Below are 13,109 nucleotides of genomic sequence, written 5' to 3'. Positions count from 1 at the left end.
AAAGACCGGCCCGACCGCAACTCACGCGAAATCGTTTCCCGATCATGCGAACCCAACACAACACCACGCACAGAAACAATCTCCGATCACTCCGACACGAAGATCATCCCACACACGGCGCACTCACCACTGGAGACCAAGGGCCCCTACAACACCCGTGGCAGGTCCGCACAGCAGGGGCCCAAAAGCAGGCCCTGCCGCGTGGAAACGCTACGGGTGTTGTCCCCCCACGCAAAACAAGTCCGCCCCATCGAGCATTTGGCACCAGCGAGTCCGACTGTCCAGGTGTTGGGTTGGCAGGGCTGGCGAGGGTGGGCTGGGATGGCACCGGCCGTTCCGAGTGTCCAGGCGCTGAGCAGGCGGGCTGGGGCGGACCTGACGGCAGTCGAAGTTGGCACCGCCGGGTCCGAGTGTCACGGGCTGATCAGGTGGTTGGGGCGGACCTGACGGGGGGCGGGTTGGCACCGCTGGGGCCGTGTGTCCAGGGGCCAGCACTGTGGGGTGGGGCGGGTCCTGACGGCAGCCGACCTGGGGCCGCTGAGTCCGTGTGTCCAGTGGCTGATCAAGTGGGCTGGGGCGGACCTGACGGCAGCCGACCTGGGGCCGCTGAGTCCGTGTGTCCAGTGGCTGATCAAGTGGGCTGGGGCGGACCTGACGGCAGCCGGGTTGGCACTGCTGGGTCCGCGTGTCCAGAGGCTGACTCGATGGCTGGCGGGTGGTTGTCCACAACGGGTTCTGTTGTCCACAGGCCGTGATCGCTGCCCTGGTTCTGTCGGGCTTCCTCGTTAGGCTGTATATCGGGGGCTCTTGCGGCAGATGATCTTGCGCGGGATTGGGGTGGAGCCAGCGGTCACCAAGGTGGTCGCTGGCCGCGTCTTGAGGATTGCGTTAGGGCCAGGAGGGGTTGGAGGTCACCACGGTCAGGCGTTGGGTGGCTCGGGTCAGGGCGACGTAGAGGGTGCGGGGGCCGGTGGAGGACTCGTGGACCAGTTCGTCTGGTTCGACCAGGACCACGGCGTCGTATTCGAGGCCCTTTGACTCCAGGCCGTCGACCACGCGCAGGCGGGGTTCGCCTGCGGCTTCGGCTGTTGCGCGGAAGGAGTCCACTCGGCTGGTCGCGGTGATGATGCCGACCGTGCCGTCCACAATGGACAGCAGTTGGGTGGCTTCCTCGAAGGCCGCGTCCGTCAGGGCGGTGGTCACCCGGATCACCGGGTCGACGCCGGTGGAGCGGACGGCGTGCGGGAGTTGGTCCGGGGTGGCCACGTCGCGGACTACTTTGCCTGCGAGGTCGAAGATCTCGGCCGAGTTGCGGTAGTTGGTCCGCAGACCGAAGCGGCGGCGTTGGGTGCGGGGGCCGCCGAAGGCGGCGTCCATGGCTTGGCGGGCCTCGGCGGGGTCGGGCCAGGAGCTCTGCACCGGGTCGCCGACCACGGTCCAGCTGGCGTACTTGCCCCGGCGGCCGACCATGCGCCACTGCATGGGGGACAGGTCCTGGGCCTCGTCGATGACGATGTGGGAGTACTCGTCGTAGTCCTGGCGGCGGCCGCTGGGGACCGAGACCGGGGCGAACGGGTCGAAGTCGGCGCGGCGGCGGCGCTTGGGGGGCCTGCCGAGCAGGACGCGCAGTTCGTCGAGCAGGGCGATGTCGGCGACCGACCAGCCGGAGCCCTCGGCCCAGGAGTCGGCGACGAGGTCGACCTCGGTCCTGGTCAGCACCCTGCCCGAGGCGCGGGCCAGCAGCCTGCGGTCGGCCAGGGTGCGCAGCACGTCGGCGGGGGTGACCAGCTGCCACCACATGACCACGAACCGGTGGAACTCGATGCGCTCGCCGAGTTCGGTGATCAGGTCCGCGCGCTTGACCGGGAAGTCCTCGTAGGAGTCCGCCTTGCGCCACAGCGCTTCCAGCAGGGCCTCCGCCGCGTCCACCCGCGACTGGTTGGGCAGTCGGCGGCCGTTGTGCACCGCCGCGCGGACAGTGGCGAGGTCGCGTGCCTCGAGCTTCAGGACCTCACCGCGGTAAACGATCCGTAGTTCGGTGGGGGCATCGTGCGGGGCCTCGCGGATCGCGCGCTTAAGCACACGGCGCATGCGCAGCGAACCCTTGACCGCGGCCACCGGCGCGGGGTCCACCTTGGTCGCGGCGGCGCCATCGAGCAGATCGGAAAGGGACCGCAGTTCCACGTTGTCCTCGCCCATCGAGGGCAGGACGCGGGAGATGTAAGAGGTGAAAGCGGGGGAGGGGCCGACAACCAGGACGCCGGTGCCACCCATGCGCCGCCGGTCGCGGTAGAGCAAGTAGGCCACCCGGTGCAGCGCGACGGCGGTCTTGCCGGTGCCCGGGCCGCCGGTGATCTCGGTGACCCCACGCCACGGGGCGCGGATCGCCTCGTCCTGCTCCTTCTGGATGGTGGCCACGATGTCGCGCATGTTCTCGCCGCGCGCCCGGGTCAGGCTCGCCATCAGCGCGCCCTCGCCGACGACCGGCATCGAGTCCTGCCTGCTCTCCGGCATCAGCAGGTCGTCGTCGATGTCGACCACGGACTGTCCGGTCGAGCGGATCACCCGCCGCCGGATCACCTCCATCGGCATCTCCGCCGTGGCCTGGTAGAACGCCGCCGCCGCTGGCGCGCGCCAGTCGGTCACCAGGTTCTCGAAGTCCCCGTCGCGCACCCCGAGCCTGCCCACGTACTGGGTCTCGCCGTCGGTGCTGTCCAACCGGCCGAACACCAGGCCCTCGTGCTCGGCGTCGAGCGTGCGCAGGATCTGGGTGGCGTGGCGGACCATCACGTCCCGCTCGAACAGCATCGCGGCCTGCTCGAACACGGCCTCGTTGCGCGCGCCGTGGGCGAGTTCGTCGCCCCGCACGCGCATGGCTTCCGCCTCCGCGCGCATCTCGGCGACACGGGCGTAAACGATGTCGACGTGCTTCTGCTCGACCGCGATCTCGGCCTCTCTCACAGAGGTTTCCGACACGCAGCGCTCCCGGGGTGTTCTTCGGACGGAAGAGTGAGATTACGCGTTCGCGCGTGCGCGTGAATCGGTCGCCGGGTGGATGTGCTGTGCCTCACCCACCCGCCGTCCCCTTGCCTCACCCACCCGCCGTCCCTTTGCCTCACCCACCCGCCATCCCTGCCCCACACCCCATACCGGGGTGTCACCCCCACCGCCGGCACCATTGGCCCGGTGACCAGGATCGTGGCGGGCGTCGCGGGCGGGCGCAGGCTGGCCGTCCCGCCCAAGGGGACCCGCCCCACCGCCGACCGCGTCCGGGAGGCCCTCTTCAGCGCGCTGGAGGCCGCCGTCGACCTCGACGGTGCCCGGGTGCTGGACCTGTACGCCGGTTCCGGCGCGCTCGGCTTCGAGGCGCTCTCGCGCGGCGCCGCCCTGGTCACGCTGGTCGAGCACGACCGAACCGCGGTCGCCGTGCTGCGCCGCAACGCCGAGACCGTCGCCCTGCCCGGAGTCGACATCCGCGCCTCCCGGGTGGACCGCGTTCTGGTCAGCCCGCCCACCGCGCCCTACGACCTCGTGTTCGCCGACCCGCCCTACGCACTCGACGACGACGAGCTGGCTGGCGTGCTCACCGCGCTCACGGTGGGCTGGCTCAGCCCGGATGCCACAGTCGTGGTGGAGCGGTCCACACGGTCGGGTGACCCCAGGTGGCCTTCCGCGCTGGCCCCTACCCGCTCGCGCCGCTACGGCGAGACCACAGTGCACTGGGCGTCGCACCAGCCCGCGTGAGCGCCGCGACAGCGCCCGGTCGCGGGCCCGTCCTGCTGCTACGGTCCGGATCATGACGCGCGCGGTCTGCCCGGGCTCCTACGACCCGCCAACCAACGGCCACCTGGACATCATCGAGCGGGCCGCCGCCCTGTTCGACGAGGTCGTGGTCGCCGTCATGATCAACAAGACCAAGCGCGGGCTGTTCACCGTCGACGAGCGGCTGGCGCTGCTGGCCGAGACCGCCGCGCACCTGCCCAACGTGCGGGTCGACTCCTGGCACGGCCTGCTGGTGGACTACTGCGCGCAGCACGACGTCCAGGCCATCGTCAAGGGCCTGCGCGCGGTCAGCGACTTCGACTACGAGCTGCAGATGGCCCAGATGAACCAGGGCCTCACCGGCGTGGAGACCATGTTCATGCCCACCAAGCCGCTCAACAGCTTCCTGTCCAGCTCCCTGGTCAAGGAGGTGGCCACCTACGGCGGCGACGTCGCGCACCTGCTGCCGCCCAACGTGCACAAGCGACTGCTGGCCCGCCTCGCCGAGAACCGCGGGGACAGCGCCTAGGCGCTGTCCGGTGGGTACTGGTGCGTGGGATCGGTGATCCGCGTGGTTGCTGGGTGCGCGGGCGGTAAGCCGCACGTACCGGGTTGTACTTGGGCTTTCCGCCCGTGCGGTCAGGGGCCGCGCGGGCGCGGATAGCGCGTGCCTGACTTGCCGGACAGCGCCTAGAGCGGGAGCTTCATGCCGATGTGGCTGGCGACGAAGCCGAGCCGCTCGTAGAAGCGGTGCGCGTCCTTGCGGGACACGTCGGTGGTCAGTTGCACCAGGATCGCGCCGCGCTCGCGCGATTCCTCCACGGCCCACTCGATCAACGCCTGCCCCAGTCCGCTGCCCCGCTGCGCCGAGTGCACGCGCACGCCCTCGATCGTGGCCCGGGTGGCGCCCACCCGGGACAGCCCCGGGGTGAAGGTCAGCTGCAGCGTGCCCACCACGGCGCCGTCGACCTCGGCGACGACCAGCAGCTGCCGCTCGTCGGCCGCGATCTCGGCGAACGCCTCGTCGTAGCGCGGGTCCCCGGGCTGCTCGCGCGCCGCGCCGAGCGGGTCGTCGGCCAGCATCGCCACGATGGCCTGCACGTCCTCGGCGGTGGCGGGGCGGATCAGCACGTTCACAGCCTGCCACAGTCCGGTTCACGCCACCGACAGCCGGAGCTCACCTGATCGAGTTACGTTCCGTGAATGAGCAACCTCGCTGTGCGACCCGCAAAGACCTTGCTCGCCCTCGTCCTGGCGACGCTCGGCCTGTTCGGCGTAGTGACCGCCACCGCCCCGGCCGCTGCTGCCGCCAGCGCGGCCCAGCCCGCGTGCGGCAACACGTCCTCTTACACCCGGGTCCCGCTGTCCAGCCTGCCTTCGCAGGCCAACGACACCTACCGCCTCATCCGGTCCGGCGGCCCCTTCCCCTATCCGCAGGACGGCACCGTCTTCCAGAACCGGGAGCGGATCCTGCCCAGCTGCGCCACCGGCTACTACCGCGAGTACACCGTCAAGACCCCCGGGTCCTCCACCCGTGGCGCCCGCCGCATCGTCACCGGCAACGGCGGTGAGTACTTCTACACCTCCGACCACTACGCCTCGTTCCGGCTGATCACCTTCTAGGAACTGGCAGGGCCGAGAAACCGGTAGGGCCGCTGGGACACGCCCGGCGGCCACCTCCCCCGAGGGTCGCCGCCGAGCGGGCAGAATCTCCGCACGGGGGCCTGTCGTGCCCGGACGGCGACCGGCGGAGGAGGAGTCGTGTACAAGGTCTTCGAGGCCATCGATGAACTGGTCACCATCGTGGAGGAGGCCAGGGGACTGCCGATGACCTCCGGCTGCGTGGTGCCCCGCGGCGACGTCCTCGAGCTGCTCGACGAGATCCGCGACGCGCTGCCCGCGGAGGTCGACGACGCCCAGGACGTGCTCGACCGCAAGGACGAGATCGTCGGCGGCGCCGAGCACCTGGCCGAGCAGGCGCTGAGCAAGGCCACGATGGAGGCCGAGAACGCCGTCGCGCAGGCCCGCGCCCAGGCCGAGGCGCTCATCGCCGAGGCGAGCGCGCACGCCGACCGGATGGTGGCCGACGCCCGCGACGAGGCCGACCGCGCCGTGGCCGCGGGTCGCGCCGAGTACGAGAGCCTGGTCGGCCGCTCGCAGGCCGAGGCCGACCGGATGCTGCAGGCGGGCCGCGAGTCCTACGAGCGCGCCGTCGAGGAGGGCCGCTTCGAGCAGGGCAGGCTCGTCTCGCAGACCGAGGTCGTGCAGGCCGCGCACGCCGAGTCGGCCCGGGTGCTCGACGCCACCGCCGAGGAGGCCGCCCGCCAGCGCGCCGAGTGCGACGCCTACGTCGACGGCAAGCTCGCCGAGTTCGAGGACCTGCTCACCCACACGCTGCGCACCGTCGGCAAGGGCCGCTCGCACCTGCGCGGCCCGATGAGCATGTCCGCCGCGGTGCCCTACGACTACGACGGCGGCTGATTTCCGCCTCGTCACCACCATCGCGTACCCTGTTGGGGCTGTACCCGGCACCGCTGTGCGCCGGGTGAACAGCCTCATGCAGGAAGACCGCCCGTACCCCCGTGTCGAAGGTGCTGACCCGAACCGCCATGTCCGCGAACCGCAAGAGCTCCGCCAGGCAGGCGCACAACAGCCCGTGGGTCATCGATACCCGCGAGCTGGGCAGGCGCCCCGGGTCGAGCCGTCCGGTGCGCCGCACCGCGACCGCCAACTACGTCCTCGGCCTCGAGGGCGTCATCGGCGTCCCGGTGGGCGCCGAGGTCGAGTTGGACGTGCTGCTGGAGTCGGTGGTCGAGGGCGTCCTGGTGACCGGGACCGCGAGCGGGCCGCTGGCCGGGGAGTGCTCGCGCTGCCTGGACCCGCTGACCGACGAGGTGTCGGTGCACGTCACCGAGTTGTTCGCCTACCCGGGTGGCGCGACCGACGAGACGACCGACGAAGACGAGGTCAGCAGGCTCGTCGACGACCGGCTCGACCTGGAACCGGTGGTGCGCGACGCGGTCGTGCTCGCCGTGCCGCACGTCCCGCTGTGCGCCGAGGACTGCCCTGGGCTCTGCCCCGGGTGCGGCGGCAAGTGGGCCGATCTCGGCCCGGATCACCGGCATGAGACCATTGACCCTCGGTGGGCCGCGCTGCAAGGGCGGTTCCAACAGGATCAGGGGCACTAGCCCCACCCAGCAGATCCCGTTCAACGCACTTGTCAGAGGAGAGTCAGTCGTGGCCGTCCCCAAGCGGAAGATGTCGCGTTCGAACACCCGGGCGCGCCGCTCGCAGTGGAAGACCACTGCGGTGTCCCTGGTGAACTGCTCGAACAAGGCGTGCCGCGCCCCCAAGCCGCAGCACATCGCCTGCCCGACCTGTGGCCAGTACAACGGTCGCCAGGTCACGCAGCCCGCGTAACCCCGGCGGAAGCAGAACCACGGCATGGGGGGTAAAGCGTCCCGGGGTCCGCGAGCGGACCCGGAAACGCTGCTCGACGCGCTCGGCGTCCGCTTGGACGCCGAGCTGCTCGTGCTCGCCTTGACACACCGTTCTTACGCATACGAGAACGGCGGGCTGCCGCCCAACGAGCGGCTGGAGTTCCTCGGCGACGCCGTGCTCGGACTCGTGGTCACCGACCACCTTTACCGCACCCACCCCGACCTGCCAGAGGGGCAGTTGGCCAAGCTGCGCGCCAGCGTGGTCAACATGCACGCGCTCGCTGGCGTGGCACGGGGGCTGGGTGACGGCGGCCTCGGCTCGCACCTGCTGTTGGGCAAGGGCGAAGAACTGACCGGGGGCCGCGACAAGGCCAGCATCCTCGCCGACGGCATGGAGGCGGTCATCGGCGCCGTCTACCTGCAGCACGGCATCGACACCGCGCGCGAGGTGGTGCACCGCCACTTCGACCCGCTGCTGACCGAGGCGCCCCTGCGCGGGGCGGGCCTGGACTGGAAGACCAGCCTCCAGGAGCTCACCGCCTCGGCCGGGCTCGGCGTGCCGGAGTACCGGGTCCGCGAGGAGGGCCCCGACCACCGCAAGGAGTTCACCGCGATCGTCGTGGTCAACGGCCAGGGCTACGGCAACGGCGACGGGCGGACCAAGAAGGAAGCCGAGCAGAAGGCCGCCGAGGCGGCGTGGCGCGAGCTGTCGGAGAAGAACGTCAACGGCGACGCGGCCGACGGCGACGGTGCCTGAGCTCCCAGAGGTGGAGGTCGTCCGGCGCGGCCTGCAGGACCACGTGGCCGGTCGGGTGGTGTCCCGGGTCGAGGTGTCGCACCCGCGCGCCATCCGCCGCCACCTGCCCGGCGCGGTCGACTTCGCCGGGCGCATCGCGGGCCGCGAGCTCGTCGCCGCCCGGCGCAGGGGCAAGTACCTGTGGGTCGACCTCAGCTCCGGTGAGGCCGTGCTGGCGCACCTGGGGATGAGCGGCCAGATGCTGGTCCAGCCCCCCGGCGCGCCGGACGAGAAGCACCTGCGGGTCCGGCTGTCCTTCGCCGACGACGGCCCCGAACTCCGCTTCGTCGACCAGCGCACCTTCGGCGGCCTGTCCGTCGAAGAGGTCGTCGAGGTCGACGGCGTCGCGCTGCCCGCGCCGGTCGCGCACATCGCCCGCGACCCGATGGACCCCGACTTCGACCGCACCGCCGCCGTGGCCGCCCTGCGCCGCCGCCGCACCGAGGTCAAGCGGGCCCTGCTCGACCAGACCCTGGTCTCCGGCATCGGCAACATCTACGCCGACGAGGCCCTCTGGCTCACCCGGCTGCACTGGGCCCGCCCCACCGACGGCCTGTCGGCCCGCAAGACCGGCGAGCTGATCGACGCCGCCACCGCGGTGATGAACGCCGCACTAGCCGTGGGCGGCACGTCCTTTGACGCCTTGTACGTGAACATCAACGGCCAATCCGGCTATTTCGACCGGTCGCTGCACGCTTATGGGCAAGAGGGATTGCCTTGTCAGCGCTGCGGACGCGCGATTATTCGCGAACCTTTTATGAACCGGTCTTCTTTCTCTTGTCCGCGCTGTCAGCCGCGGCCTGCGTAACTCCTGCCTTTGGCCGCCTTTCTGAGGCCTGACCAGGTGCTTCTCTGGGTTATCCACAACCCCTTCGGCTGTCCACAGTTCCCGCGACCCACTTGTTTCGCTGCTCCAAACGGCGTAATCTGGGTGCGGGGCCGCCCCCCGGGAGGGTGGGGGTCTGCCCATTTTTAGGGCGCGGGCGGCGGGATTGTCAAGAGTGGGAATTGTGCCGTTGGTGAACGGTCGCGGGAATGTGCGGCTATTCGGGAATGGTGGGGTGTGGCCGCGGGGGAATGGGTTTAGTCGGCCGGGTGGGAATGCGGGCGGGCGGTGGGTACACGCTTCGGGGCGTGGGGCGTGGGGCGTGGGGCGTGGGGCGTGGGGCGTGGGGCGTGGGGCGTGGGGTGAGCAAGGCAGAGGAGGGGGGTGTGGCTTGCGCGGTAGTGCGCTATGCGCAATAGTGTCCACAGCGCGATAGTGGGAGGGTGCGCATGGATACCAGCCAGTTGCTCAAGGGAGTGCTGGACCTCGCCGTACTCGCCGTCCTGCGGGATGAGGACGGGTACGGGTACGACGTGTTGCGGCGGCTTCGGGGTGGGGGGTTGGAGGAGGTCGGGGACGCCTCCGTGTACGGGACGTTGCGGCGGCTGTACCGGGCGGGGCTGCTCACCTCTTACGTGGTCCCCAGTGACGAGGGGCCGCACCGCAAGTACTACGGCGTCAACGACGCCGGGCGGGAGCGGTTGGTCGACTCGGAGCGCGCCTGGCGCGCGTTCGCCGAGGCGATGGACGGGATTCTGACGAAGGAGGCCGCGGCGTGAGCGCCGAGACGAAGGCACGGCCTGGGTTGGCCGAGTACCTCGGCCGGGTGCGGACGGCGTTGGCTGACCTGCCCGCCGACGAGTTGGCCGAGGTGATGGAGGACGTGGAGCCGCACGTCACCGAGGTGTTCACCGAGACGGGTGATCTCGACGGGGTCATCGGCCGGTTGGGCACACCGGAGGCGTACGCGGCCGAGCTGCGGGCGGCGGGCGGGTACCCACCGCCCGGTCCGACCGGCGGGTCCGCCTTGTGGGCGGCCAGGTACACCCTGCTGGTCACCGTGGTGTCGATCGTGGTCGCGCTCGGCTCCGGGCTGGTGGCCCTGAGCGGCGGCAGCGGCAAGTTCGCCGTGCTGGGGTTGTGCGTGGTCTTCGCGATCCCCGCGCTGATGCTGCTGTTCACCGACCGGGTCCGCCCCAGCGACGTCGAGGCCCTCGGCTCGTACCGGTTCGCGAACCGGGGCGCGCTCGCCCTCCTGGACAAGCTGCCGCCCCGCGCGGTCGCCTACCTGCGGTCGCTGCGCCCCGCGTGGTGGCTGGTCCGGGTGCTGCTGCTCGTGGTGACCCTGATGGCGGGCCAGGCGGAGAGCGCGCTCGTGGTGCTCACCGTGGTGGCGCTGGTGTCCTGGGCGGGGCCGCGCTCGCGCGACGACCGGCGGCTGTTGCCGGTCGTGGTGGTGGCAAACGCTTTCCTCGCGGGGGTGGCGATCGCGCTGCTGGCATTTGGCATCAGCGCCAGCACCCGGGAGAGCAACGGTTACCCGTACAGCCCTAGTGGCCTGTACTACAACGGTTCCTACGTCAACAACGTCTACGCGGTAGACGAAGAGGGCAACGCGATCCCGCAGTTCTACCTCTATGACGAAGACGGGACACCGCTCAAGCTCTACGGCGAGTACTGCGAAGACAGGGGCAACGAGCGGAACTTCGACAACAGGTTCCCGTTGCCGCGCATCGAGTACCGGAACCGCACCTGCGTGGTGGAGTCCGGAATACCGTTCGTGCCGCTGCCGCCTGGAGCGACCGACCGCACGCCGTCGGTGCCCACGCGGCCGATCTCGCCCGGTGCGTCGGCGAGCACCCCACCGACGACCACGGCATCGGCGACGTCACCGGCAACCGCGCCGACCACCACGGCGGCGACACCTCCGTTGACGTCAACTCCCGCGCCCAGCGTTCCGACAACGGTGACGCCTACGCCATAGCGTCAAGATGCCGTCAAGGTTGCGCAGGGCGCCAACAGGTCCGGCCGTAAGAGGAGCATGCTTCCTTGCGGCCGGACCGCCTGCGTGGTGCGAGGATGCACGGGACCGCCCTGATCTGGAGCTGCCGTGACCACAGTGCTCGTAGTCGACGACGAACCCCAGATCGTCCGCGCACTGCGCATCAACCTCACGGCGCGCGGCTACGAGGTCCACACCGCTCACGACGGTGCGGCCGCCCTACGCGCGGCAGCGGAAAGCAAGCCGGATGTCATCGTGCTCGACCTAGGCCTACCGGACATCGACGGGGCGGAAGTCATCGAAGGCCTAAGAGGCTGGAGCACGGTCCCCATCATCGTTCTTTCCGCGCGCGGAGACTCCACCGACAAGGTCAAGGCGTTGGACGCTGGCGCCGACGACTACGTCACCAAGCCGTTCGGCATGGATGAACTCCTTGCCCGCCTCCGCGCTGCCGTGCGCCGTGGGACCACCTCCTCCGCAACGGAAGAGGCCTTGGTGGAGACGGCATCCTTCACCGTGGACCTTGCGGCGAAGAAGGTCCGACGCGAGGGCGCCGATGTACACCTGACCCCGACCGAGTGGGGCATCTTGGAACTGTTGGCGCGCAACAGGGGCCGGTTGGTGGCGCAGAAGCAGTTGCTACAAGAGGTCTGGGGTCCCGCCTACGCCAACGAAACCCACTACCTACGGGTGTACGTGGCCCAGTTGCGCCGGAAACTCGAACCGGAGCCCGCCCGCCCACGGCACCTGATCACCGAGGCGGGCATGGGCTACCGGTTCGAACCCTGACCCGGCACCCATCACCGAGCGCGCCCTACCAACCGAGCTCGCCCAACCGAGCTCGCCTTACCAACCAAACATCTGAGTCCAGTAGTACCCGTTCTGCACAAAGCCCAGCCCCATGGTCTTGAGGCCGCAGTTGAGGATGTTGGCGCGGTGGCCCGCGGAGTTCATCCACGCGGTCATCACCTGGGCGGCCGTCCGCTGCCCCTTGGCGATGTTCTCCGCGCCCGGGCTGGTGTACCCGGCGGCCTTCGCCCGGTCGACGAACGTGCGGCCGTCGAGGCTGGTGTGCGAGAAGTAGTTCTGCGCCGACATGTCCGCGCTGTGGTCCTGCGCGGCCTGGTTGAGCCGCGAGTCGAGCGCCACCGGCGAGCAGCCCGCCTTGGCGCGCTCCTCGTTGGTGATCGTCAGGACCTGCCCGGCGACCGACGAGTCCACCGGCGGTGGCTTCGCGGTGGTCGTGGTCGGCTTCGGCGTCGTGGTCGTCGGCTTGACCGTGGTGGTGGTCGTGGTGACCGGGGCCGAGGTGGTGGTCGTCGTCGTTGTGGTCGGTGTCGTGCTCGCCGAGGACAGCGTTGTCGAGGTGCTGGTCGGGGCGGCCGCGGTCGAGCCCGCGGTGGCCCCGTCGACCATGGTCATCTCACGGTCGAGGGACGCCTGATCGGGGGTGCCGATCGTGCCGTCACCCACGCTGGGGGCTGTCATCACCGTGGTGATCCCAGCCGTGCCCGCGCCAATCGCCAAGGCTACGAGCACGGCGGACACCACACCGAACCGTCGACCGCCGTGGCGGCGTCGTCGTGTCACGGTTTGGCAACGTACCACTAACGGGTGATATCGCCACCCTCGGTTACTCGTTGTACCGAGATTTACGTGGTGGTCGTCGTCGTGGGCGGCGGCGTTGTGGTGGTCGTGGTGGTGGTCGTCGGGTCCGAGGTCGGGACCGTCGGCACCGTCGTCGGGCTGTTCGGCGGCCGGACCGTCGTGGTCGTGGTCGGCCGGTTCGGCCGCTTGGTGGTGGTCGTGGTCGTCGTCGGCTCCGCCTCGGTCGTCGTGGTGGTCGACTCCGTGGTGGTGGCGTCCGTCGTCGTCGTGACGTCCGTGGTCGTCGCCTCGGTTGTCGTCGTCGTGGTGGTGGTCGTGGTCGTCGTCTGGTTGACCGTCACCTCGGTACCGGGGGACTGGGCGTCCTCACCGTCCCCGGCGGCGAACGCGGCCACGGCGGCGAACACGGTCGCGCTCACGACCCCGGCGACGCCGAGCACGGCGTAGGGGGAGCGGCGCAGACCGGATCGGTCGTCGGCTGCAGAGTCCTCGAAGTCGTCGAAATCATCGTCGGCTGGCTCGGACATGCGGGTCCTACCTCCCTGACCCGTCGGCAAGGCGGGTCACGGCGCGGCAAGCTATCACCCGCCCGGGGAGCCGGTGCGGCCGGCCACGCGATCGGCGGCCCGCGACAGCTGTTCACCCACCGTTCGGTCGCCGAACGACCGCGGTGCG

The 13,109-nt window shown here is 70.3% G+C and carries 15 protein-coding genes; 11 read left to right on the top strand and 4 right to left on the bottom strand.

Features of this window, described 5'->3' with window-relative positions; translation table 11 throughout:
* Positions 1-888: 888 nt before the first annotated feature.
* Entirely contained in the window at positions 889-2,976 is a 2,088-nt protein-coding gene (locus LV75_RS31655; protein ID WP_253891027.1) for a HelD family protein, read from the bottom strand.
* Between the two features lie 210 nt (positions 2,977-3,186).
* Between LV75_RS31655 and rsmD the strand changes: the two genes are divergently transcribed.
* Together rsmD and coaD are read left to right on the top strand one after the other, a co-directional pair.
* Positions 3,187-3,744 (top strand): 16S rRNA (guanine(966)-N(2))-methyltransferase RsmD, encoded by a 558-nt coding sequence (gene rsmD, locus LV75_RS31650; RefSeq protein WP_253891026.1) that lies wholly within the window; start codon positions 3,187-3,189, stop codon positions 3,742-3,744.
* Positions 3,745-3,796: 52 nt separating this feature from the next.
* Entirely contained in the window at positions 3,797-4,291 is a 495-nt protein-coding gene (coaD, locus tag LV75_RS31645; RefSeq protein ID WP_253891025.1) for a pantetheine-phosphate adenylyltransferase, read from the top strand.
* A 161-nt stretch (positions 4,292-4,452) separates the two neighbouring features.
* On the opposite strand, the gene LV75_RS31640 is transcribed toward coaD, so the two are convergent.
* Positions 4,453-4,893, bottom strand: a complete 441-nt coding sequence (locus tag LV75_RS31640; protein ID WP_253891040.1) for a GNAT family N-acetyltransferase — start codon at positions 4,891-4,893, stop codon at positions 4,453-4,455.
* Positions 4,894-4,965: 72 nt separating this feature from the next.
* Here LV75_RS31640 and LV75_RS31635 point away from each other — a divergent pair, with 72 nt between their 5' ends.
* The 9 genes from LV75_RS31635 (at position 4,966) to LV75_RS31595 (ending at position 11,615) form a co-directional block, all read left to right on the top strand.
* A complete protein-coding gene (locus LV75_RS31635) occupies positions 4,966-5,385 on the top strand; it encodes a guanyl-specific ribonuclease (protein ID WP_253891024.1) in 420 nt (139 codons plus the stop codon).
* Positions 5,386-5,523: 138 nt separating this feature from the next.
* A complete protein-coding gene (locus LV75_RS31630) occupies positions 5,524-6,243 on the top strand; it encodes a DivIVA domain-containing protein (RefSeq protein ID WP_253891023.1) in 720 nt (239 codons plus the stop codon).
* A gap of 128 nt (positions 6,244-6,371) precedes the next feature.
* Positions 6,372-6,950, top strand: a complete 579-nt coding sequence (locus tag LV75_RS31625; RefSeq protein ID WP_253891039.1) for a YceD family protein — start codon at positions 6,372-6,374, stop codon at positions 6,948-6,950.
* Between the two features lie 49 nt (positions 6,951-6,999).
* On the top strand, positions 7,000-7,182 hold the full coding sequence (gene rpmF, locus LV75_RS31620; protein ID WP_253891022.1) for a 50S ribosomal protein L32: 183 nt from the start codon (positions 7,000-7,002) through the stop codon (positions 7,180-7,182).
* Positions 7,183-7,206: 24 nt separating this feature from the next.
* The gene (rnc, locus tag LV75_RS31615) at positions 7,207-7,959 is read left to right on the top strand and encodes a ribonuclease III (RefSeq protein WP_253891021.1); all 753 of its coding nucleotides are present in this window, start codon (positions 7,207-7,209) and stop codon (positions 7,957-7,959) included.
* Positions 7,952-8,806, top strand: a complete 855-nt coding sequence (gene mutM / locus LV75_RS31610; protein ID WP_253891020.1) for a bifunctional DNA-formamidopyrimidine glycosylase/DNA-(apurinic or apyrimidinic site) lyase — start codon at positions 7,952-7,954, stop codon at positions 8,804-8,806. The genes rnc and mutM overlap by 8 nt, the downstream gene beginning before the upstream one ends.
* A 467-nt stretch (positions 8,807-9,273) precedes the next feature.
* Positions 9,274-9,603, top strand: a complete 330-nt coding sequence (locus LV75_RS31605) for a PadR family transcriptional regulator (protein ID WP_253891019.1) — start codon at positions 9,274-9,276, stop codon at positions 9,601-9,603.
* A complete protein-coding gene (locus LV75_RS31600) occupies positions 9,600-10,808 on the top strand; it encodes an HAAS signaling domain-containing protein (protein WP_253891018.1) in 1,209 nt (402 codons plus the stop codon). The genes LV75_RS31605 and LV75_RS31600 overlap by 4 nt, the downstream gene beginning before the upstream one ends.
* 126 nt (positions 10,809-10,934) lie before the next feature.
* A complete protein-coding gene (locus LV75_RS31595; protein WP_253891017.1) occupies positions 10,935-11,615 on the top strand; it encodes a response regulator in 681 nt (226 codons plus the stop codon).
* 57 nt (positions 11,616-11,672) lie between these two features.
* On the opposite strand, the gene LV75_RS31590 is transcribed toward LV75_RS31595, so the two are convergent.
* Together LV75_RS31590 and LV75_RS31585 are read right to left on the bottom strand one after the other, a co-directional pair.
* Entirely contained in the window at positions 11,673-12,416 is a 744-nt protein-coding gene (locus tag LV75_RS31590; RefSeq protein ID WP_253891016.1) for a CAP domain-containing protein, read from the bottom strand.
* 62 nt (positions 12,417-12,478) lie between these two features.
* On the bottom strand, positions 12,479-12,961 hold the full coding sequence (locus LV75_RS31585; RefSeq protein ID WP_253891015.1) for a hypothetical protein: 483 nt from the start codon (positions 12,959-12,961) through the stop codon (positions 12,479-12,481).
* Between the last annotated feature and the right edge of the window lie 148 nt (positions 12,962-13,109).

The organism is Actinokineospora diospyrosa (genome assembly GCF_024171925.1).
Lineage (GTDB): Bacteria > Actinomycetota > Actinomycetes > Mycobacteriales > Pseudonocardiaceae > Actinokineospora > Actinokineospora diospyrosa.
The sequence above is the reverse complement of the archived record's forward strand: the minus strand, read 5'-3'. Positions and strand labels throughout refer to the sequence as shown.